Source organism: Ideonella flava, from assembly GCF_051857595.1.
GTDB lineage: Bacteria > Pseudomonadota > Gammaproteobacteria > Burkholderiales > Burkholderiaceae_C > Ideonella.
This window is the reverse complement of record NZ_JBPZHD010000017.1, coordinates 119,597-138,809: the sequence shown is the minus strand read 5'-3', so window position 1 is coordinate 138,809 and position 19,213 is coordinate 119,597. Positions and strand designations below refer to the sequence as shown.

The following is a 19,213-nucleotide window of genomic DNA, read 5'->3' as shown; positions in this document are numbered from 1 at the left end:
GCCCGCATCATGGCGCCCTTTTTCACGCCCGAAGCGATCTGCCCCCAAGGATGCGGTGACGATCGATCACGCAGGCGACGCGAGCGCGAGGCTGACGCATCGGCGGGCCAGGAGCTCGGTCGGGTCGACGACGCGGACCTGGCGGCCACCAAGCTCCAGCGCTTCGTTCGCCGCCACGACCAGCGGCAGCTCCGTGCAGCCCAGGATGACGGCCTGCGCCCCGCGATCGGCCAGGTGAACCAGGGCGGCCTGCAACTGCGACGCACACGGTCCCGACGTGAAGCCGGCCTTCACGCCCGCCGGCCCGTAGATGGCCGACATCACCAGCGCCTGATGGTCGGCGTCGGGCACCACGAGGTCCAAGCCGACGCGCGCGAGGGCTTCGGCATACAGGCCGCTCTGCACTGTCCCCGTCGTCGCCAGCAGCCCCACCTTCGCGGAGGGCGCCAGGTGCTCGCGCAGGTGCCCGGCCGTCGTCTCGAGCATGCTGATGATCGGGATCGAGAGGTAGGGCTGGATGCGTTCGACGAAGGCGTGCGCCGTGTTGCACGGGATGGCGATCAGCGCCGCATCCGCCGCCTCCAGCCGCTTGCACGTCGAGTACAGCGACACCGTCGGATCCGCTCCATCGCCCACCAGGTGGGCGGTGCGGTCCGGGATCTGCGGGTTCTGCTCCACCACCACCTTGATGTGGTCCTGGTCCTTGCCGGCCAGCGTGTTCTTCACCAGCTTGCCGAGGAAATCCACCGTGGCCGCCGGCCCGACGCCGCCCACGACGCCCAGCTTGATCGGACCCGGCTCCGCGCGGTTGTGCGACAGCGCAGCACGCACATACGCCTGGTTCGTGTCGATCAGCTGGAAGCCCCGGCTGCGCAGCGCCTCGATCACCGCCGGGATCTCCGCGAAGCCCGGCACGATGAGGTCTACACCCTGCTGCGCGAGGTCGCGGCAAGCGCTCGCCAGGAGTTCCACCGAGTCGGCGCTCAGCTGCCCCGCCTTGAGGCCCTCGGGCCCGTAGATCGCCGCCATCACGCAGTCCTGCTGCGCCTGCTCGCCCGGGTAGACGAGCTGCCATCGCGGCACCTCGAAGTAGCGCTCGAACAGCCGCTGCGCGCGGACATGGTTGGAGGTCAGCACCCCGATGCGCCTCGCGCCGGGGTGCCGGCGCTCGATGTCGCTCTTGACCGCGGCCATCATGTCGACGACGGGGATCTTCACCTCGGCCTGCAGTTCGGCCAGGAAGGTGTGGCTCAAGAAGCACGGCAGCAGCACTGCCTGCGCGCCGCGCGCCTCGTAGCTGCGCAGCAGGTCGAACACGTACAGCTTGCGCCCGCTCTGAGACGCATGGGCCGCGCCGGGCTCGAGCCCCTCGTGAAACGGCCGCTGTTCGAAGACCAGGCCGGTCTGGCCCTCGCCCGGCACGGCAGGCAAGGCCTGCGCCAGCTTGAAGAACAGGTCGGCCGGGCCCAGCGTGCCCAGGCCGCCGACGATGCCGAAGCGGCAGGGCGGGTTGGTGAACTGCAAGACGCGATCCTTCAGGTGCGAAGCCGCGGGCGCGTCAGGCCGCCGGCTCCAGGGCGCGAAGGCGGCCCGGTACCTCCACGGCACTCGGGGCGGCCGGCGGCTCGTGCGTCTGCCCTTCACCGGCCAGCTTGCCCTCCCACTTGGCGATGACCGAGGTGGCCAGGCTGTTGCCGATGACGTTCGTCGCCGTGCGGCCCATGTCCAGGAACACGTCCACGCCCATGATCAGCAGCAGGCCGGCTTCGGGCAGGCCGAACATCGGCAGCGTTGCGGCGACCACCACGAGCGAGGCCCGCGAGACGCCCGCCATGCCCTTGCTGCTGATCATCAGGAACAGCAGCAGCGAGACCTGCGTGGCGAAGGACATGTCGACCCCGTAGGCCTGGGCGACGAAGAGCACCGCGAAGGCCTGGTACATCATCGAGCCGTCCAGGTTGAAGGCATAGCCCAGCGGCAGCACGAAGCCGGTGACCTCGCTCTTGACGCCGAACTTCTCGAGCTGCTCCATCGTCTTGGGATAGGCCGCTTCGCTGCTGGCGGTCGAGAAGGCGATCAGGGTCGGCTCCTTCACCAGGCCGAGCAGGCGGAACACGCGCCCCTTGAGCACGAAGTAGCCGGCCAGCACGAGGACGAGCCACAGCGAAGACAGCCCCACGTAGAAGCTGCCGATGAACCGGGCGAAGGTGCCCAGCACGCCGAGCCCCTGCACGGTGATGGCCGCCGCGATCGCCGCGAACACGCCGATAGGCGCGAACAGCATGACGTAGTCGGTCACCTTGATCATGACGTGCACCAGGCCGTCGATCGCCGACACCATGGCCTCGCCCGCTCGATCCCGCACCGCCCGCAGCGCGAAGCCGAAGAACAGCGAGAACACCACGATCTGCAGCACCGCGTTGGACGCCATCGCATCGAACACGCTCTTGGGGAAGACGTTGACGATGAAGTCCTTGAAGTTCAGCGACGAGGTCTTGAGGTGGGTGGCCGCATGCGCGTCGGGCAGCGGCAGGTTCATGGCCTTGCCCGGCTCCAGCAGGTTGGCCCACATCAGGCCGAGGAACAGCGAGACGAGCGACGCGCTCACGAACCAGCCCATCGCCCGCCCGCCGATTCGCCCCACGCTCTTGCCGTCGGACATGCCCACGATGCCGCTCACCAGCGTCGCGAACACCAGGGGCGCGATGATCATCTTCACCAGGCGCAGGAAGATGTCTGCCGCGGCGCTGAAGTAGCTGCCGATCTCCTTGGCCGAGGCCGCATCGGGCGCGATCGAGTGGCAGACGTAGCCCGCGCCGATGCCGAGCACCAGCGCGACCCCTATCCAGGTGGTCAGTTTGTTGAGTTTCACGGTTTGTCTCCATGCCCGGCGGGCGAGCGAAAGGGGGGCGCCAGGCCGGCGCCGTCCTGGGAAGGGCTCTTCGGCCCCTGCAAGTGGCCGACTACTGCAGGCTCAGTTGCACGCGCGGCTGCGTGAGCACCTCGGGCTGCAGGATCTGGTCGAGCTGTTGCGCCGTCAGCAGCTGCTTCTGGATCACCAGGTCGTAGACGCTGGCGCCGGTGACGAGCGCCTCCTGCGCGATCAGCGTCGCATTGACGTAGCCGATGTACGGGTTCAGGGCGGTCACGAGGCCGATCGAGCTCTGCACGCTGTGGCGCAGGGCCTCGCGGTTGACGGTGATGCCGCGCACGCAGCGTTCGGCCAGCGTGAGCAGCGCCGCGCGCAGGTGGCTCACGCTCTTGAACAGGCTGTGCGCGATGATCGGCTCGAAGGCGTTGAGCTGCAGCTGCCCCGCCTCGGCGGCGAAGGTGATCGTCAGGTCGTTGCCTATGACCTCGAAGGCCACCTGGTTCACGACCTCGGGGATCACCGGGTTCACCTTGCCGGGCATGATCGAAGAGCCGGCCTGCATCGGCGGCAGGTTGATCTCGCCCAGGCCGGCACGCGGCCCCGAGGACAGCAGCCGCAGGTCGTTGCAGACCTTGGAGACCTTGACCGCCACGCGCTTGAGCACGCCCGACAGCTGCACGAAAGCGCCGCAATCCTGCGTGGCCTCCACCAGGTTGGGCGCGGTCAGGAAGCCGATGCCGGTGATGCGCCCGAGGTGCTCGCACACCTTCTTGGCGTAGTCGGGATGGGCGTTGATGCCCGTGCCTATGGCCGTGGCGCCGAGGTTGATCTCGAGGATGAGTTGCGAGGCCTCGCGCAAGCGCAGGATGTCCTCGTCCAGCATCACGACATAGGTCGAGAACTCCTGGCCCACGGTCATGGGCACCGCGTCCTGCAACTGCGTGCGGCCCATCTTCAGCACGTCGGCGAACTCCACCGCCTTCTCGTGGAACGCCGTGCGCAGCACCTGCATCGCCTCGATCAGGCCTTGCACGCCCACATAGCCAGCGACCTTCAGCGCCGTCGGATAGACGTCGTTGGTGCTCTGGCTCATGTTCACGTGCTCGTTCGGGTGCAGCTCGTCGTAGCGGCCCTTCTCGTGCCCGAGCAGCTCCAGGGCGAGGTTCGCGATCACCTCGTTGGCGTTCATGTTGGTCGAAGTGCCGGCGCCGCCCTGGATGACGTCGACCACGAACTGGTCGTGTGCACGGCCGTTGCGCACCTCCTCGCAAGCACGCTCGATCGCCTCGGCGAGCCGGGGGCTGAGCAGCCCCAGCTCCTGGTTCGTGCGGGCCGCCGCCTGCTTGATGGCAGCCAGCGCATTGACCAGGTCCGGATAGGCCGAGACCTGGATCCCGCTGATGGGGAAGTTTTCCACCGCACGCAGCGTGTGGACGCCGTAGTAGGCGTTGCCGGGCACCTCCCGGTCGCCGAGAAGGTCGTGTTCGATTCGTGTGCCTGCCATGCTGCCTCGCGTACGCTGTTTGCGAAAAGTGCATGGATACTACGGTCGCACCCCGTGAATCCAATGTGTTGATTCACAATTCGCATGATTCGCGATGATTTTCCGGATCAGACCGGAGGCCCAGCATGCAGATCAGATGGATAGAGGATTTCCTCAGCCTGGCCGACGCGAAGGGATTCGCCAGGGCGGCGGAGCGCCGCAACGTCTCCCAGCCGACCTTCAGCCGCCACATCCAAGCCCTGGAGGAATGGCTGGGCGTCGAGCTCGTCGATCGCCGCGGTGGAGCGCGCGTCCAGCTGACCGCGTCGGGCCGGATCTTTCGCGAATTCGCCATCGACATGCTGCGTCGCACCTACGACATGCGCGCCATGCTGCGGGGGCAGACGGCGGTGGCCGAGAGCCTCATTCGCTTCTCCGTCGCGCACACGCTGTCGGTGACCTTCTTCCCGCAGTGGCTCAACGAGCTGCGTGCTGGGCTCGGCGACGTCCTGGCCCACGTCAATGCGGTCAACGTCGCCGACGGCGCGCTGGCCCTCACCGAGGGTGCAACCGACCTGCTGCTCGTCTATCACCACCCGCAGCTGCCGGTGCTGCTGGATTCGAAGCGCTTCCCTCACCTGACGCTGTCGACCGAACGCATGGCGCCGTTCTCCGCGCCGCTGCCCAGCGGGGCGCCGAGGTTCAAGCTGCCCGGCCGGGCCGGCGATGTCGTGCCGTTCCTGTCCTATTCGTCCGGGGCCTACCTCGGCCAGGTCGTCGAGATGATCCTGCTCAATGCCGGCGAGCCGTTCCACCTGACGAGGCGCTTCGACACCCACATGGCCGAGGCCCTCAAGGCCATGGTGGTGGCCGGGCACGGACTCGGATGGCTGCCCCAGACCTCGACCACGCGCGAGGTCAAGGAGGGGCGCCTGGTGGCGGCCGGCTCATCCCGATGGTCCTGCGAACTGGAGGTGCGGCTGTACCGCTCGGCCGATCGCGGCAACGACATGGTCGAGCGGATCTGGGAGCAGCTGCTCGCCAGGAAGTGAGCGGCCGCCGGGATGAATCTGGGTCCGTCAGGCCAAGGCGGTCTGCGCAATCCCCGCGATGGCCCATTCGCGGCTGCCGTCGACGGGCTTGACGAGGTGCCAGACCTCATCGAACGGTGCTGCCGACGCCTCTTTCTCTTCGCGGATCAGCCCGTGGAACCGCACGCTGACGATCTGGCGGTCGGCTTCTTGAGCGAAGTCCAGCACCTGCGCATCGAGCTGCACGACGTCGGTCTGCTGGGCCATCCCCTTGCGGTCCTGCAACTCGAGCCTGAAGGTGGCGAACATCTCGGGCGTGGCGAACTGGCGCAGATCGTCCAGGTTGCCGGCGTCGTTGGCGGCCTGCATCCGGATGAAGATGAGCTTGGCGATGCGTTCGAAGGCCGGGCCATCGAAGCCCGGAGGCAGGCTGATGGACGCGACCGCGGGTGTCATCGCAAGGTTCGTCTGGGAGCCCCCCTGAGCGGTGCCGCCCGAACCGAACGCTGGCGTACTCGCCGGCCGGGAGGGGGCGCCCGCGAACTCAGCCCCGGCGTACTGCAAGCCCTGAGGGGCCGACAGGGTGTTGCGGTTCACCGCGCCGGGCCCGAATCGCCGCAGCAGGAATCGCACCAGGAAAACACCCGCCACCGCGAACAGCACCATGGTGAGCAGGCTGCCGAACTCGGCGCCCAATCCGAGGTGGCTCATCAAGGCGGCCAGGCCCAAACCGGCCGCAATGCCGGCCATCGGGCCCAGCCACGAACGCTTCGGCGGGGTGGCCGGTACGGCGGCGGCGCCCGCGGCCGGGGTGCCGGGTGTCGCGGCCGGCTTGGCCGGAACAGCCTGGGCGGGTTGTGGCGGCGGGGCCTGGCGCTGCATGCCCGAGGTGCGGCCACCCCCGAGGCGGCCGGCCTGGGCGTCGGCGGCCACGAAACTCAGCCCGGCCAGGGCCACACACAGGGTGATCAGGATTCGGTTCATGCTGCACTTTCATTGCACGGGGCGACGCCCCTCATATGGGGGAGAACACGAAAAGGGCAATAGGTGAAGAGCGCCTGGCAGACAACTTCTTGGCAGCCTTGCAGCGGGAATGATCCGATGAAGGCTAGGCGCGGTGGCAGACCGCTTCGATGTTGTGCCCGTCCGGGTCGATGACGAAGGCGGCGTAGTAGTTCGCGTGGTAGTGCGGCCGCAGACCGGGCGCACCGTTGTCCTGGCCGCCCGCCTCCAGGGCCGCGCGGTAGAAGGCATCGACTTGCGCGCGACTCTCCGCCAAGAAGGCGATGTGCAGATGCGCTGGCTTCTCTTCGGTCTGGAACAGGCACAGCGAAACCTTGCCTTCCGGGGGGCTGAGCTCGACACCGTAGCTCGGCGCCCCTTCCGAGACCACCGTCACGCCGAGCGGCTCGAGCGCCTTGAGATAGAAGGCCTTGCTCGCGGCGTAGTCGCCGACGCCGAACTTGACGTGGTCAAACATGGGTTCTCCTGATGGGTGCAGGCCGGCGCGCGGCCGCGGGTGGAAGACGGCGGCAGTGTCGCTGCCTGCTGCGGCTTCGGGAGTCTTCCGCGCGTCTCACCTGTATCAGGGTGATGTCGACGCCGCCCGAACCGCTGTCGCGGTCCGCCGGCGAGGTGGGGGCGGATGCGTTTGCGCGCCGCTCAGGGCTGACCAGGCTTGCCTTGGGGCAGCCCCTCATCGTTGCCTGAGCCCAGCGCCTGGTCCGCGTCGGCGTCGAACGTTCCCGTGGGCGTCGGCCCCGTGCCGTCCGGCTCGACGGTGATCACCTTGTCGGCAAGCGCGTCTTCCTTGAAGTTGCGGGGCTGGCCCTCGTTGGCGCGACGCTGCGAATCGAGCAACGCCTCACGCTGGTCCTTGGGGCTGGCGGGCGACTGGGGTGTGGTCATGGCGAATCTCCGGTGATGGCCATCACAGCCTACGGCCGCTCACCCGCATGCGATGTAGGCCCCCTGGGCAAGAGACTGTAGGAAGGCGTCACCCGGAACCACTTCATCCCGCCTTGGCGTCCGAGGGCGGGATTGCCGCGGGATCCATCCAGAACGGTCCCCACAGGTGCCCGTCGGGGTCGGCGAGGTCGCGGCTGTACATGAAGCCCAGCTCCTGCACAGGATTCACATCGGCCTGGCCCCCGTGGTCTGCTGCGGCGCGGTTCATCGCATCGACAGCCTCGCGGCTGTCCATGGACAGCGACAGCATCACCGAAGTGGCCCCGGGCGGCGGAAGCGGCCGATCGGTGAAGGTGCGCCATTTGGCGTGCGTGAGCAGCATCGCGTAGATCGCCTCGCTCCACACCATGCAGGCGGACGAGTCGTCGCTGAACTGCGGGTTTCGCTGGAATCCCAGCGCCTGGTAGAAGACGATCGAGGCCGCGAGGTCGGTGACGGGCAGGCTCACGAAGATCATCTTGGTCATGGGGTTTCCTTGGTTGGCGGAGGGCGGCGCCCCGGGCGGGACGTTTCAACCGGACGACGAACGAGTGGGGCCCGATTCGACAATCCAGCGGGCCATGCGCATCACCAAGGCCGCGGCGGTCCGCTCGGCAAGCTAGCGCGCCAGCGGGGTGGTCTGCGCCGAGGCGATGACCCAGCGGTCGAGCTTGCGCACGAGGACGTAGGTCATCAGGCCCACGCTGCCCGGCAACGCTGTCCGGTCGGCCTCCAGCCGGTGGTCGTGGACGGTCTTGGTGCACGAGACCACGGCACAACCGGGCGCCACGAAGTGCACCCGATCGATCTCGGTGACGGTGGGCACATGCTGCAGAGCCGATGACAGCGCCTGCTCCATCGCCTCCTGGAAGGCCTTCCTGCCGAACAGCCGGCGGCCGGCCATGTTGACGACGACCGCATCGTCGTCATGCAGCTTCATCAGCTCGGCGACGTCGAACTGGTACCTCTGCGCGTCGGCGATCAGCTCGCGGATCTCGGCTTCCTGGGCGTCCAAATCAAATCTCCTGGGATGGCGTTGGTCGGGATCCAAGTTTCCATCGCAGGCGCTGGTTGATGAATGAAGGCTGCCGCCCCTCACTCCACCGTCACGCTCTTTGCCAGGTTGCGCGGCTTGTCCACATCCGTCCCCCGCGCACAAGCCGTGTGATAGGCCAGCAGCTGCAGCGGCACCACGTGAAGGATGGGTGACAGAGGGCCGTAGTGCTCGGGCATGCGGATGACGTGGATGCCTTCGCCGGGTTCGATCCTGGTGTCGGCATCGGCGAAGACGAAGAGTTCGCCGCGGCGGGCGCGCACTTCCTGCAGGTTGCTCTTGAGCTTCTCGAGCAGGGTGTCGTTCGGCGCCACGGTGACGACCGGCATCTCGGCCGTCACCAGGGCCAGCGGGCCGTGCTTGAGCTCGCCCGCCGGGTAGGCCTCGGCGTGGATGTAGCTGATCTCCTTGAGCTTCAGGGCGCCTTCGAGCGCGATCGGGTAGTGCAGCCCGCGGCCGAGGAAGAGCGCGTTGTCCTTGCGGGCAAAGGCGTCGGCCCAGCCGATGACCTGCGGCTCCAGCGCGAGCACCGCCTGCAGCGCCACGGGCAGGTGGCGCATGGCCTTGAGGTGCGCGGCCTCCTGCTCTTCGCTGAGGTGGCCCCGCACCTGGGCGAGCGCGAGCGTGAGCAGGAAGAGAGCCGCCAGCTGGGTGGTGAAGGCCTTGGTGCTGGCCACCCCCACTTCCACGCCGGCGCGAGTGATGTAGGCCAGCGAGCATTCGCGCACCATCGCGCTGGTGGCCACGTTGCAGATGGTCAGCGTGTGCTGCATGCCGAGGGAGCGCGCGTGCTTGAGCGCCGCCAGCGTGTCGGCCGTCTCCCCGCTTTGGCTGATGGTGACCACCAGGGTGCGCGGGTCGGGCACGCTCTCGCGGTAGCGGTATTCGCTGGCGATCTCGACCTCGGTCCGGATCTTGGCGATGCTCTCCAGCCAGTACTTGGCCGTCGAGCCGGCGTAGTAGCTGGTGCCGCAGGCCAGGATGAGCACGCGATCCACGTCCTTGAAGACGCCATAGGCACCATCGCCGAAAAGCTCCGGGGTGATGCCCTGCACGCCTTCGAGCGTGTCGGCCACGGCGCGCGGCTGCTCGAAGATCTCCTTCTGCATGTAGTGCCGGTAAGGGCCCAGTTCCGCGGCGCCGCTGGCCACCTGCACCGTCTTCACCTCCCGCGTCACCGGGCGGAACTGACCCCGTTCGTCTCGCGCGGCGACCCAGTGCTTGCCGAGCTGCAGGTCGACCACGTCGCCTTCCTCGAGATAAGCGATGCGGTCGGTCACGCCGGCCAGGGCCATCGCGTCGGAGGCGAGGTAGCGCGCGCCGCTGGCCTCGTCGACCCCGAGCACCAGGGGCGAGCCCTCGCGAGCCCCGACGACGCGTTGCGGCTCGTCGCGGCAGAACACGGCGATCGCGTAGGCGCCCTTGAGGCGCTGCACCGTGCGCTGCACCGCCTCGAACAGGTCGCCTTCGTAGTGGTGGTCGACCAGGTGGGCGATGACCTCGGTGTCGGTCTGGCTCTCGAAGACGTAGCCCCTGGCCTTCAGTTCGTCGCGCAGATCGTCATGGTTCTCGATGATGCCGTTGTGGACCAGGCCAATGCGCTCGCGCGAGAAGTGCGGATGGGCGTTGTGAACCGCCGGCGCGCCATGCGTGGCCCAGCGCGTGTGAGCGATGCCGGTGCCGCTGGCCACGTGGTCATGCTCGACCTGCGCCAGCAGGTCGGCCACCCGCGCGGTGGAACGGCTACGGCGCAGCGCGCCATCCTGATGGACCGCCACGCCGCAGGAGTCGTAGCCGCGGTACTCCAGCCGCTGCAGGCCCTGGACCAGGATGGGGACGATGTTCTGGGCGCTGACCGCGCCGACGATGCCGCACATGATGTCTTGCTCGTTCGTGGGGGGAATGCCGGGATCGTAGGCTTGGGGAACAGAACAATGCTTCCAAATATTTGCCCAATCTGCAATATTCATTCTCCACACTGACAGAATGAAGTAATCTTTCTCCATGCCTGCAAAATTGGATGATTCAATCGCGTTAGATGCCCTGGACTGGCGCCTGCTGGACCTCCTTCAAGCCGACGCCAGCCTCACGAACCACGCGCTGGCCGAGGCGGCCCAGGTCTCGCCCGCGACCGCGCTGCGCCGGGTCAAGCGCCTGAGAGAGGCCCGCGTGATCGAGCGCTTCACCGCCCTTCTCGCCCCTCGCCTGGCCGGCCGCGGCCTATCCGCCATCTGCGAAATCACGCTCGATCGCCAGGGCGACGAGCACCAGGCGGCCTTCGAGGCGCGGGCCGTCCCGGACCCGGCGGTTCAGCAGTGCTGGCGGGTTTCGCCCGGCCCGGACTTCGTGCTCGTCGCCTGGGCCCCCGACATGCCGGCCTTCCACGCGCTCACGCAGCGGCTGTTCACGCAGGACGCGAACGTGCGCAACGTGAAGACCTTCTTTGCGCTCAAGCGGGCCAAGTTCGAACCGCGGGTGCAGGGCCCTGAACTCGCCAGCTAGGCTCGCGCCATTCTGAGCACGAAGCTCACGCCGCCCGCCACCTCGTTGCGAGCCTCGATCGTGCCGCCCATCTTGGCCATGTAGGTGCGCGCCACGAACAAGCCCTGGCCGCGATGGGCGGGGTCGGCCCCCGCCTCGCCGGCCGCGTCGGAAACGCCGTACTCGAAGATGCGGCCGATCAGCGCCTCGGGGATCGGGTCGCCCTGGTTGTGGATCGTGACGGCAACGCCGCCCTCTTCGTGCGCGAGGCCGATCTCGATCGCCGTTCCTGGTGGGCGGTAGCGATCGGCGTTTCGCAACACGTGGGTCACCACGTCTTCCAGCGCATAGGCGTCGCCGCGCACCAGGCAGGGTACGTCAGCGCTCGCATAGCGCACCTCGGCAATGCCGGCATGCGGCGCGTTGTCGGCCACGTGTCGCAGGAACTCGTCGACGTCCAGCGCCTGCACCGGCAGGGTCGTCGCCTCGAAGGCCTCGGTGGGCGAGGCCTGGCCGTAGAGCACACGCACCGCCTGCTGCATGCGGCGCAGATAGCGGTGGCTCGAATCGCCCTCGTCGGAGTGCAAGGCCAGCAGGCTTTGAAGCGGCGACATGATCTCGTGGCCCACGGCGTGCCACTGTTCGCGCTCCTGCGCGGTGCGGATCTGCTCGCGCCGCACGTCGTCATTGACCCGCTCGAGCAGCTCGGCCAGCGTGCCGGCCAGCAGGCCCAGCTCGTCGCCGCCACGCAGGTCGGTCACGTCGAGCCGGACCTCATCCTCGAGCCCGCCCTTCAAGCTCTGCACGCCGCGCCGGACCGCCGCGGCGCGGCGCGTCAGCAGCGTGATGCGCCGCACGATGCGCAGCTCGATCGCGGCCCACGCGAGCACGATGGCGGCCAGCATGGCGACCACGATCCAGCCGACGCGCGCCGCCACGCGGCCGAGGGTTCGATTGACGCTGCGCACGTCGCCGGTCAGCGTGAGCTCGTAGCGGCCCAGCGGCGTGGCGATCGTGTCCTGCGCCACCAGCGGCTGCTCGTAGCCGTCCACCGGCAGGCGGCGGATGAGGTGGGCGGTGAAACGGTCCCACGCCGAGGGCGCCGGCGCGTCGGCCGGCTCTCCGCCCTGCATCAGAGCGAGCTCGGTGTCGCCTTGGGCGCTCGCTTTCGACAGGCGCAGCGTTTCGCCGGGCAAGAGCAGCGGTTGCAGGTCGGGCAGGCCGAAGGGCGGCGTCGCATCGGGCTGGTTGCTGTCGAACAGCGTCGCGCCGCTGGGCGCCAGCACCTGCAGGTGCACGAGGATGCGGCCGAGATCCGCCGGTGGCCAGACGATCTCGTGGCGACGCAGCTGCAACTCGTCTCGAAAGAGCTCTATAGGCAGCCGGACCGAATAGAAGGCGCGGCGCGGACAGTCTTCGCCGGTCTGCCCGTCGACGCATCGCGCGTCCTGCCAGAGCCAGCCGCGGAAGTCGCGCACCGGCTTGAGCGCCAGCGTGCCGTCGGCCTCTTCGGCGAAGCCGGTCAGGCGGCCCCGCTGGGCGCCGCTCGCATCAGCCGCGCCTTCATAGGGTGCAAGCCAGCGCCAGGACTGTCCGCGCATCGTCACCTCCACCCGAATGCGGTGCGCGATGCCCAGATCCCGCACGCCTGGCGGCTTGGGCACCAGCTCGCCCGTGGCGAAACCGCCGACCGCGTAGATGAAGCCGCCGGCCAGGGGGTTGCTGCCGATGGCCACGCACAGCGTCGAGCCGTCGCCGTACTGCACGCCGCAGCCGGCCATCTCGACCGCCTGTTGCACCTTGGCCTTGTCGTCGAAGTCGATCGCCGAGAAGGGCAGCACCACCGGATGCAGCGGCGTGACGGCGCCGCGCCGGGCGTCCGGGTTCAGCAACGCCAACTGCCCGGTGGGATGCCTCAGCCGCGAGACGATCTGCTCCTTGGTCTTGCCGAAGCCCTCGCGGTAGGCGCGCAGGCCCAGCTCCTTCTCCTCCCGCAGGACGAAGCCGGCCAGCGCCACCGTGGCCAGCGCCAGCAGCACGAACACACCGCGGAAGAACACCCGCAGCCGCAGGGGGATGCGGGTGGGCAGCAGGGCCTCTACACCTCGCAGCCGGCTCGGCCAGGCCATCAAGGCGCCCAGCGGAAGCCGCGCATCGGCACGTTGGCGATGCCGTCGAACTGGGGATCTATTTCGCGGAAGGCATCCCGGATGGTGCTGACGTGCTTGCGGATGTTGTCGCGGTTGCGGCCGCTCTTGACGACCTGGTAGAGGTCTTCGTAGCTCACCACCTCGCCTCGCCGCTGGTACAGGGCCGCCAGGATGCGCTGGGCCGTGAGCGGCAGGTTCACGCGCTGGCCGCGCCAGATGGCGGCGCCCTGGCGCAGCGGGTCCAGCAGCAGTTCCTCGCGCGCTGTGACAGGCGCCGCGGGCACGGCCTTGTCTCGCGTGGCTCGAAGGATGTCGAGGAAGGTCTCGACGAAGTCGGCCTCGTCGAAGGTCGTCTTCTGAAGGTAGTCCCAGGCGTCCAGCGCCTTCATGATGCTTCGGTAGATGGCCGCCGGCATGGCCGAGACCACCAGCACCGGCGTGCCCGCGTGGCGCTTGTTGATCGCATTGATGATGGCCACCCCGGCGTTGCGCTCGCGGCCGAGCTCGATGTCCAGCACCACCAGGTCGTAGCGCTCGCGTTCGAGCGCGGCCTCGGCGTCGTCACGGGTGAACCAGGTGTCGATCCGGATCCCGGGACGCGCCGCCGCTATCCAGCCGCACAACTGCTGGCTGGTCGGCTGGTCGTCCTCGATGACGGCCACTCTCAACATCGATCCACTCCGTATGAACTGCTGGGCGGGATTATCCCGAGCGGCTAGATCGCGCGGTGTGAAGCTTTCTTCCGCAGGCGTGAGCGAACTGGGTGCGCGCCGCTCTCGCTTGCTCTGGGGTCAGTCCGAAGAATGGCCGGCATGCCGCAGCGACGAACGCGACGGCCACACCCGAAAGACTCGAGGACCACCATGCAAGACGACACCGACCTGAGCACCCCCGAAGAACCGGAACCGGCCCGCGGCTGGAAGACCCGCCTGACCCGCATCGCGAGGGCCGCATCCATCACGGCCCGTCGCAGCGCGACGCAAGCCGCGCGCGCCCTGCACTCCTCGCGCACCGTGCTGCTGGTGACTGGGTTGGCGATCGCCTCCGCCTGGGTGCTGTGGAAGAACCCGCCCCTGGCCAGCATCGAGCACGGCGAAGTCGGCGTGCGCTCGAACCGCCTGACCGGCGGCTCCACTCAGCTGGGCGAAGGCAGCGCCCTCGTGCTCCCCGGGCTGCACACCTTGCGCAAGCTTGCCTTGCGCGACCAGGTCTGGCGCCCGGTGGCCAGCCTCAAGGCCGATGGCGAATCGCCTTTCCAGTCGGTCGAAGGCCTGTCGCTCGGCGTCGACCTCTCGGTGCGCTATGCGCTAGACCCGGCCCGCGTCGCCACCGTGGTCGGCAACCTGCCGAACGACCTCGGCGCCGACATCGTGCAGCCGGCGATCAACGGCGTGATCTACAAGGTGATGGCGCGCTACACGGTGCGCGAGATCTTCTCCAGCAAGCGGGCCGAGCTGCAACAGGCCATAGAGACCGAACTCAAGCCCCGCCTGGCCGCCGACGGCTTGGTGCTCAAGGGCGTGACGCTCGGCAAGGTGGATCTCCCGGAGGACTACCGCCGCGGCATGGACCGCCTGCTGGCCGAGGAGCTGGCAGCCGAGAAGATGCGCTTCACGCTGGTGCTGAAGGAGAAGCAGGTCGAGCAGACCGCCCTGGAGGCGCAGGCCGAGGGCGTGCGCCGCGAGAAGCAGGCAGAGGCCGCCGCCAAGGAGCAGCTCATCGCCGCCCGCGCCCAGGAAGAGGCGATGAAGCACGTGCTGCCCTTCAAGCAAAAGCAGATCGAGCAGCGCCAGCTCGAAGCCGAGGCCGACAAGCAAGCCCGCGTGAAATCAGCCGAGGCCAGCGCCCAGGCGCGCCGCATCGAGGCCCAGGGCGAGGCGGACTCGCGGCAGAAGCTGGCGGACGCCGAGGCCTACCGGCTGCAGAAGGTCGGCCTGGCCAACAGCGAGCAGATGGCGCGCGAAGGTGCGCTCATCACCCGCCACCCGCTGCTGATCCAGAAGACGCTGGCCGACAAGCTGTCGGACAAGGTGCAGGTCATCATCGCGCCGCCCCCGGCCGACGGCGGCTTCATCGGCTCGACGCTGCTGGGCACTCAGGCCAAGGCCGACGTCGCCACGCCCGCCGCCGGCAACGAAGACAGCGAGGTGCAGTGATGATCGCCACCACCACCCTGGCGGCTCTCGCCAGCCTGGCCATCGTGACGCAGGACGCCACCTCGCTGCGCGCCTCGCCCGCCGACAGCGCCCCGGCCCAGGCCCAGCTCTGGCAGGGGAACGCGCTGGAGGTGCGCGGCGAGCGCCTGGGCTATCTGCAGGTCTGGGACCACCAGCGCGAGCGCGGCGGCTACGTCAAGGCCGGCCAGGTGCGCGTGACCGAAGCGCGTGAGGCCGACGCGCCCGAGTTGCTCGCCATCCTGCGTTTCGTGAAGGACTCGCCGGGCTCCGAGGCCTTGGGCATCGCCTACGCCGCGGCCTACCTCAAGGCGGCCCCGGCGCGCGAGATCGGCCCTGAAGCCTTCGACGCGATCGGCACCATGGCCGAGCGACTGGCACGTCGGGCCTCCGGCCGCAACAACACCGTCACGCCGAGCATGGCCCTTTCCGCCCACCTGGACGGTGTTGGTGCCTACGGCGTGCGCTGGACCAGCTTCGAGCGCGAAGGGGCGGTGCAGCTGTGCTACGACGGCGAGGCCTTTCGCCGCGTGCTGGCGATGGCGCAAGCCACGCCCGAACAGCAGGCTCGCGCCGTGCTGGGCCTGACGCGCCACGACTGCCTCGACCCGACGCTGAAACCCGCGGAGCGCGAGGCGCACGACCGCTGGCGCGCCGAGGTGCTGGACAAGATGTCGCCCGCCGCCCAGGCCGTCCTGCCCGAGTGGACCCTGAACAAGTTGCGGCTGCGCCGCGCCGGCGTCTGGGCCTCGCTTGCCTTCGCGCAGGCACGCAGCAGCGAGGGTGCCCAGGCAGCGGGCCAACGCGCGCTGGACGAGCTCGCGGGCGTGCGTGCCGGTGAGCTCATCGAGGAGGACCAGGCCGAGTACAACGACGCGGCCATCCGCGTGGGGGCCTCGCGCTGGGCCGCGGCGCCGGCACCCACCGGCACGCCGGACATTGCGCGCCGCCCGACGCTGATCCAGCAGGCCGGCGAACCCGGCGAGACCTGCCTGTTGCTGGTCGACGCACAGCACGATGCCCGCCAGCCGCTGCTGCGCCGCTGCACCTGGGGCGTGGTGTGGCTCAACTCGGCCAGCACCGACCCGGGCGGCAGCCTGCTCACCGTGGCGGTGCAGCCGCTGGCGACCTGGCGCGAGTTGTGGGTGATCCGCCTGCAGGCCGATCGAACCTGGACGCTGGAGGTGCTGCCTCCGGCGCCGGGCAACCCGCTGGGCGCCGACATGGGCTACGTGGAGTACGCCGGTTACGTGACCGGTGCCGATCCCCGGCTGCTGCTGGCCCGCGAGTCGCGTACCGAGGGCCGCTGGAGCCGCCGCTTCGAAGTCGCCCGCCTGCCCACGCTCACGACGGACAAGTTCGCCAGCACGCCTCAGATCCTGGCCGCGTTCCAGCGGTTTCAGGACGCGGGCTGGAAACGGGGGACGGTCAGCCTGCGCTAGGGCTCCAGGACAGGGCTCAGGCCAGCGTCGGACGCCGGTACCCGCCCGGCACGCCATGGGGCGAGAGCACCCACTGCCACAGCTGGATGTCGCGCGCCCGGAAGGCGCCGGCGCAGGACAGCAGGTAGTAGCTCCACATGCGGTGGAAGCGCTCGCCCAGCCTCTCCTTGAAGCGCGGCCACGCCGCCTCGACGTTGGCGTGCCAGCTCATCAGCGTGCGGTCGTAGTCGGCCCCGAAGTTGTGCAGGTCCTCGACGACGAAGCGCTTCTCGCAGGCCCGCCCCAGCCGCGCGACGGTCGGCAGCTCGCCATTGGGAAAGATGTACTTGTCTATCCAGGGGTCGGTGCCTTCGCCTTGCTCGTTACGTCCGATGGTGTGCAGCAGGAACAGGCCGTCGGGCTCGAGCAGCGCCGCGGCCACATCGATGAAGGCGCCGTAGTTCTTGTGGCCGACGTGCTCGAACATGCCCAGGCTCACGATGCGATCGAAGCGCCCGGTCTTGCCGGGCAGGTCGCGATAGTCCTGCAGCATGAATTCGACCGGCAGGCCGGCGCAGCGTTCGCGCCCCAGCGCCACCTGCTCGGCCGAGACGGTGGCGCCCACGCAGGTCACCCCATGCCGCTGCGCAGCGTACTTCATGAAGCTGCCCCAGCCGCAGCCGATGTCCAGCACCCGCATGCCGGGCTTCAGGCCCAGCTTGCGGCAGGTGAGTTCCAGCTTGGCCTCCTGGGCCTCGTCGAGGGTGCGGGCCCCGGCCGACCAGTAGCCGCAGGTGTACGTCATGCGGGCGTCGAGCATGGCCTCGTAGAAGTCGTTGCCGAGGTCGTAGTGGCGCTGGGCCACCTCCCAGACGCGACGCCGGGTCTGCCTGTTCAGCCAACGCGCCTTGAGCAGGTGCCAGACAGGGGGACGGGTGCCCGAGAGGGGCGCCTGGTCGCCGAGCGTCATCTGGGCGCGCACAAGCTTGTGGAAGAACTGGTCCAGCCGGTCGGCCGTCCAGTCGCCATCCATGTAGCTTTCGCCGAGTCCGACCGTGCCCTGCCCCAGCACCCGCTCGGGCACGTCGGGCCCGATCAGCTGCATGTCCCAGGGCCGGTCGCCGTTGACACGGATGTCGGCCCGCGCCAGCAGTCTTTCGAACCATTCGCGTGCAGGGGCCCCTCGCCGCCTGCTCCGCTCCACTCCGGTGCCCGTGTTGTTGCCCGCCAGGTTGACCGCATCCATGCTGCTCGCCACTCCTCTGAAAGGGGTGCGTGAACTTTGCGTGAGTCGGCGCAAGCCAGCAAGACCCCCGGCCAATGGGCCGATGGCGCGCAGGAGAAATCGCCGGCCCTCTGGACGGGTAGGCCCCGGCAAACGGCAGGCCCGATGCGAAACCTAATGCTTCAGGATGGCGAGGCCCTTGAGGTATTCGCCCTCGGGGAACATCAGCGTGGTCGGGTGGTCGGGCGCGCCCTCCAGGCGAGCCAGGATGGGCCCGTCGACCGCCGCATCCATGGCCGCGCCGGCGACGATCTTGTGGAACAGCTCCGCGCCGACACCGCCGGAGCAGCTGAAGGTCAGCAGCAGCCCGCCCGGCGCCAGCAGCTTCAGGCCGAGTCGGTTGATGTCCTTGTAGGCGCGGGCGGCGCGTTCGGCATGGGCCGCCGTGGGCGCGAACTTGGGCGGGTCCAGCACGATGGCATCGAAGCGCTCGCCGCGTTGCAGGGCCTCGCGCAGGTAGGTGTTCACGTCGGCGTCCAGAGCCTGGTGGCGCGCCGGGTCGTGTCCGTTCAGGGTCACGTGCGCCTGGGCGCGCTGCAGAGCCGGGGCCGAGGAGTCGACGCTGACGACCTCTTCGGCCCCGCCGGCCAGCGCGGCCACGCTGAAGCCGCCGGTATAGCTGTAGCAGTTCAGAACCCGCTTGCAGCCGAAGCGCCGCACCCAGTCGGCCAGCCGTGCGCGGTTGTCTCGCTGGTCGAGGTAGAAGCCGGTCTTGTGGCCTTCGTGCACGTCGAGCGTCAGCCGCCAGCCGTGTTCGCGGATCGTCACCTCGGTCTCACCCTCGCCGCGCAGCCAGCCGGTGACCGGCGCGAGGCCCTCGAGCCCGCGAACGCCAGAGTCCGAACGCTCGTACAGCCGGGTGCAGCCGGTGAGCTGAAGCAGCACGTCAGCGATGGTGTTCTTGAAGCGCTCGGTGCCGGCCGACAGGAACTGGGCCGACAGCAGGTCGCCGTAGCGGTCGACCACCAGGCCGGGCAGGCCGTCGGCCTCGCCGTGGATCAGGCGCACGCCATCGCTTTCGACATTCAGGCGCTGGCGCAGGGCCACGGCGGCGCCTATGCGGCGCTTGAAGAAGGCGTGGTCGACACGCTCGTTCTCGTCGAAGGTCCAGGCCCGCACGCGGATCTGGGAGCTGGGGGAGTAGGCGGCCCAGGCAAGGAAGCGGCCATCGTGGGATTCCACCCGCACCGTCTCGCCGGCATCCGCGTGGCCCTTGTCTATGCTGCCGGCGAACACCCACGGGTGGTGGCGCAACAGCGAACGTTCCTTGCCTTCTCGCAGGCGTATCACTTTCATGCAGCGATTGTCACCTCGA

The 19,213-nt window shown here is 68.9% G+C and carries 17 protein-coding genes; 4 read left to right on the top strand and 13 right to left on the bottom strand.

The genetic code is table 11. From position 1 onward, the window contains the following. Window positions 1–66 precede the first annotated feature (66 nt). From cuyB to aspA, 3 genes are all read right to left on the bottom strand, one after another. Window positions 67–1,524: a cysteate racemase gene (gene cuyB, locus ACS5PM_RS30425; RefSeq protein ID WP_439391788.1), complete on the bottom strand. Its 1,458-nt coding sequence runs from the start codon at window positions 1,522–1,524 to the stop codon at window positions 67–69. 34 nt (window positions 1,525–1,558) lie between these two features. Continuing rightward, window positions 1,559–2,872, bottom strand: coding sequence for a dicarboxylate/amino acid:cation symporter (locus ACS5PM_RS30420; RefSeq protein ID WP_439391787.1), 1,314 nt, complete (start codon window positions 2,870–2,872; stop codon window positions 1,559–1,561). 91 nt (window positions 2,873–2,963) lie between these two features. Beyond that, complete coding sequence (aspA, locus tag ACS5PM_RS30415) at window positions 2,964–4,376, bottom strand: aspartate ammonia-lyase (protein WP_439391786.1); 1,413 nt, start codon at window positions 4,374–4,376, stop codon at window positions 2,964–2,966. Window positions 4,377–4,501: 125 nt separating this feature from the next. On the opposite strand from aspA, the gene ACS5PM_RS30410 reads away from it, so the two are divergent. Next, window positions 4,502–5,407: a LysR family transcriptional regulator gene (locus ACS5PM_RS30410; RefSeq protein WP_439391785.1), complete on the top strand. Its 906-nt coding sequence runs from the start codon at window positions 4,502–4,504 to the stop codon at window positions 5,405–5,407. Between the two features lie 27 nt (window positions 5,408–5,434). On the opposite strand, the gene ACS5PM_RS30405 is transcribed toward ACS5PM_RS30410, so the two are convergent. The 6 genes from ACS5PM_RS30405 to glmS all read right to left on the bottom strand — a co-directional run bounded on the left by ACS5PM_RS30405 (window position 5,435) and on the right by glmS (window position 10,264). Then, the gene (locus ACS5PM_RS30405) at window positions 5,435–6,370 is read right to left on the bottom strand and encodes a Tim44 domain-containing protein (RefSeq protein ID WP_439391783.1); all 936 of its coding nucleotides are present in this window, start codon (window positions 6,368–6,370) and stop codon (window positions 5,435–5,437) included. Between the two features lie 124 nt (window positions 6,371–6,494). Next, a complete protein-coding gene (locus tag ACS5PM_RS30400; RefSeq protein WP_439391782.1) occupies window positions 6,495–6,866 on the bottom strand; it encodes a VOC family protein in 372 nt (123 codons plus the stop codon). 182 nt (window positions 6,867–7,048) lie between these two features. Further along, window positions 7,049–7,294 (bottom strand): hypothetical protein, encoded by a 246-nt coding sequence (locus ACS5PM_RS30395; protein WP_439391781.1) that lies wholly within the window; start codon window positions 7,292–7,294, stop codon window positions 7,049–7,051. 103 nt (window positions 7,295–7,397) lie between these two features. Beyond that, window positions 7,398–7,820 (bottom strand): VOC family protein, encoded by a 423-nt coding sequence (locus tag ACS5PM_RS30390; protein ID WP_439391779.1) that lies wholly within the window; start codon window positions 7,818–7,820, stop codon window positions 7,398–7,400. A 132-nt stretch (window positions 7,821–7,952) separates the two neighbouring features. Next, window positions 7,953–8,348, bottom strand: coding sequence for a YybH family protein (locus ACS5PM_RS30385; protein WP_439391777.1), 396 nt, complete (start codon window positions 8,346–8,348; stop codon window positions 7,953–7,955). A gap of 80 nt (window positions 8,349–8,428) precedes the next feature. Continuing rightward, window positions 8,429–10,264: a glutamine--fructose-6-phosphate transaminase (isomerizing) gene (glmS, locus tag ACS5PM_RS30380; protein ID WP_439391775.1), complete on the bottom strand. Its 1,836-nt coding sequence runs from the start codon at window positions 10,262–10,264 to the stop codon at window positions 8,429–8,431. A 127-nt stretch (window positions 10,265–10,391) separates the two neighbouring features. On the opposite strand from glmS, the gene ACS5PM_RS30375 reads away from it, so the two are divergent. Then, entirely contained in the window at window positions 10,392–10,889 is a 498-nt protein-coding gene (locus ACS5PM_RS30375) for an Lrp/AsnC family transcriptional regulator (RefSeq protein ID WP_439391774.1), read from the top strand. Here ACS5PM_RS30375 and ACS5PM_RS30370 read toward each other — a convergent pair. After that, window positions 10,886–12,997 (bottom strand): sensor histidine kinase, encoded by a 2,112-nt coding sequence (locus ACS5PM_RS30370; protein ID WP_439391772.1) that lies wholly within the window; start codon window positions 12,995–12,997, stop codon window positions 10,886–10,888. The two genes, ACS5PM_RS30375 and ACS5PM_RS30370, sit on opposite strands and share 4 nt — an antisense overlap. Beyond that, window positions 12,997–13,689: a response regulator transcription factor gene (locus ACS5PM_RS30365; protein WP_439391771.1), complete on the bottom strand. Its 693-nt coding sequence runs from the start codon at window positions 13,687–13,689 to the stop codon at window positions 12,997–12,999. The genes ACS5PM_RS30370 and ACS5PM_RS30365 overlap by 1 nt, the downstream gene beginning before the upstream one ends. 192 nt (window positions 13,690–13,881) lie before the next feature. On the opposite strand from ACS5PM_RS30365, the gene ACS5PM_RS30360 reads away from it, so the two are divergent. Both ACS5PM_RS30360 and ACS5PM_RS30355 read left to right on the top strand, forming a co-directional pair. After that, on the top strand, window positions 13,882–15,174 hold the full coding sequence (locus ACS5PM_RS30360; RefSeq protein ID WP_439391770.1) for a prohibitin family protein: 1,293 nt from the start codon (window positions 13,882–13,884) through the stop codon (window positions 15,172–15,174). Then, complete coding sequence (locus tag ACS5PM_RS30355; protein WP_439391768.1) at window positions 15,174–16,634, top strand: hypothetical protein; 1,461 nt, start codon at window positions 15,174–15,176, stop codon at window positions 16,632–16,634. Before ACS5PM_RS30360 ends, ACS5PM_RS30355 begins: the two co-directional genes overlap by 1 nt. A 16-nt stretch (window positions 16,635–16,650) precedes the next feature. Here ACS5PM_RS30355 and cfa read toward each other — a convergent pair whose 3' ends face one another. Together cfa and ACS5PM_RS30345 are read right to left on the bottom strand one after the other, a co-directional pair. Continuing rightward, window positions 16,651–17,859 (bottom strand): cyclopropane fatty acyl phospholipid synthase, encoded by a 1,209-nt coding sequence (gene cfa, locus ACS5PM_RS30350; protein ID WP_439391767.1) that lies wholly within the window; start codon window positions 17,857–17,859, stop codon window positions 16,651–16,653. 153 nt (window positions 17,860–18,012) lie between these two features. Continuing rightward, window positions 18,013–19,194: a class I SAM-dependent rRNA methyltransferase gene (locus ACS5PM_RS30345; RefSeq protein ID WP_439391765.1), complete on the bottom strand. Its 1,182-nt coding sequence runs from the start codon at window positions 19,192–19,194 to the stop codon at window positions 18,013–18,015. Window positions 19,195–19,213 lie beyond the last annotated feature (19 nt).

What these genes read in the sequence shown, in the direction of transcription:
- aspA (WP_439391786.1), bottom strand. Translation starts at nt 4,376, where the DNA reads ATGGCAGGCACACGAATCGAACACGACCTTCTCGGCGACCGGGAGGTG.
- ACS5PM_RS30410 (WP_439391785.1), top strand. Translation starts at nt 4,502, where the DNA reads ATGCAGATCAGATGGATAGAGGATTTCCTCAGCCTGGCCGACGCGAAG.
- ACS5PM_RS30405 (WP_439391783.1), bottom strand. Translation starts at nt 6,370, where the DNA reads ATGAACCGAATCCTGATCACCCTGTGTGTGGCCCTGGCCGGGCTGAGT.
- ACS5PM_RS30400 (WP_439391782.1), bottom strand. Translation starts at nt 6,866, where the DNA reads ATGTTTGACCACGTCAAGTTCGGCGTCGGCGACTACGCCGCGAGCAAG.
- ACS5PM_RS30395 (WP_439391781.1), bottom strand. Translation starts at nt 7,294, where the DNA reads ATGACCACACCCCAGTCGCCCGCCAGCCCCAAGGACCAGCGTGAGGCG.
- ACS5PM_RS30390 (WP_439391779.1), bottom strand. Translation starts at nt 7,820, where the DNA reads ATGACCAAGATGATCTTCGTGAGCCTGCCCGTCACCGACCTCGCGGCC.
- glmS (WP_439391775.1), bottom strand. Translation starts at nt 10,264, where the DNA reads ATGTGCGGCATCGTCGGCGCGGTCAGCGCCCAGAACATCGTCCCCATC.
- ACS5PM_RS30375 (WP_439391774.1), top strand. Translation starts at nt 10,392, where the DNA reads ATGCCTGCAAAATTGGATGATTCAATCGCGTTAGATGCCCTGGACTGG.
- ACS5PM_RS30370 (WP_439391772.1), bottom strand. Translation starts at nt 12,997, where the DNA reads ATGGCCTGGCCGAGCCGGCTGCGAGGTGTAGAGGCCCTGCTGCCCACC.
- ACS5PM_RS30365 (WP_439391771.1), bottom strand. Translation starts at nt 13,689, where the DNA reads ATGTTGAGAGTGGCCGTCATCGAGGACGACCAGCCGACCAGCCAGCAG.
- ACS5PM_RS30360 (WP_439391770.1), top strand. Translation starts at nt 13,882, where the DNA reads ATGCAAGACGACACCGACCTGAGCACCCCCGAAGAACCGGAACCGGCC.
- ACS5PM_RS30355 (WP_439391768.1), top strand. Translation starts at nt 15,174, where the DNA reads ATGATCGCCACCACCACCCTGGCGGCTCTCGCCAGCCTGGCCATCGTG.
- cfa (WP_439391767.1), bottom strand. Translation starts at nt 17,859, where the DNA reads ATGGATGCGGTCAACCTGGCGGGCAACAACACGGGCACCGGAGTGGAG.
- ACS5PM_RS30345 (WP_439391765.1), bottom strand. Translation starts at nt 19,194, where the DNA reads ATGAAAGTGATACGCCTGCGAGAAGGCAAGGAACGTTCGCTGTTGCGC.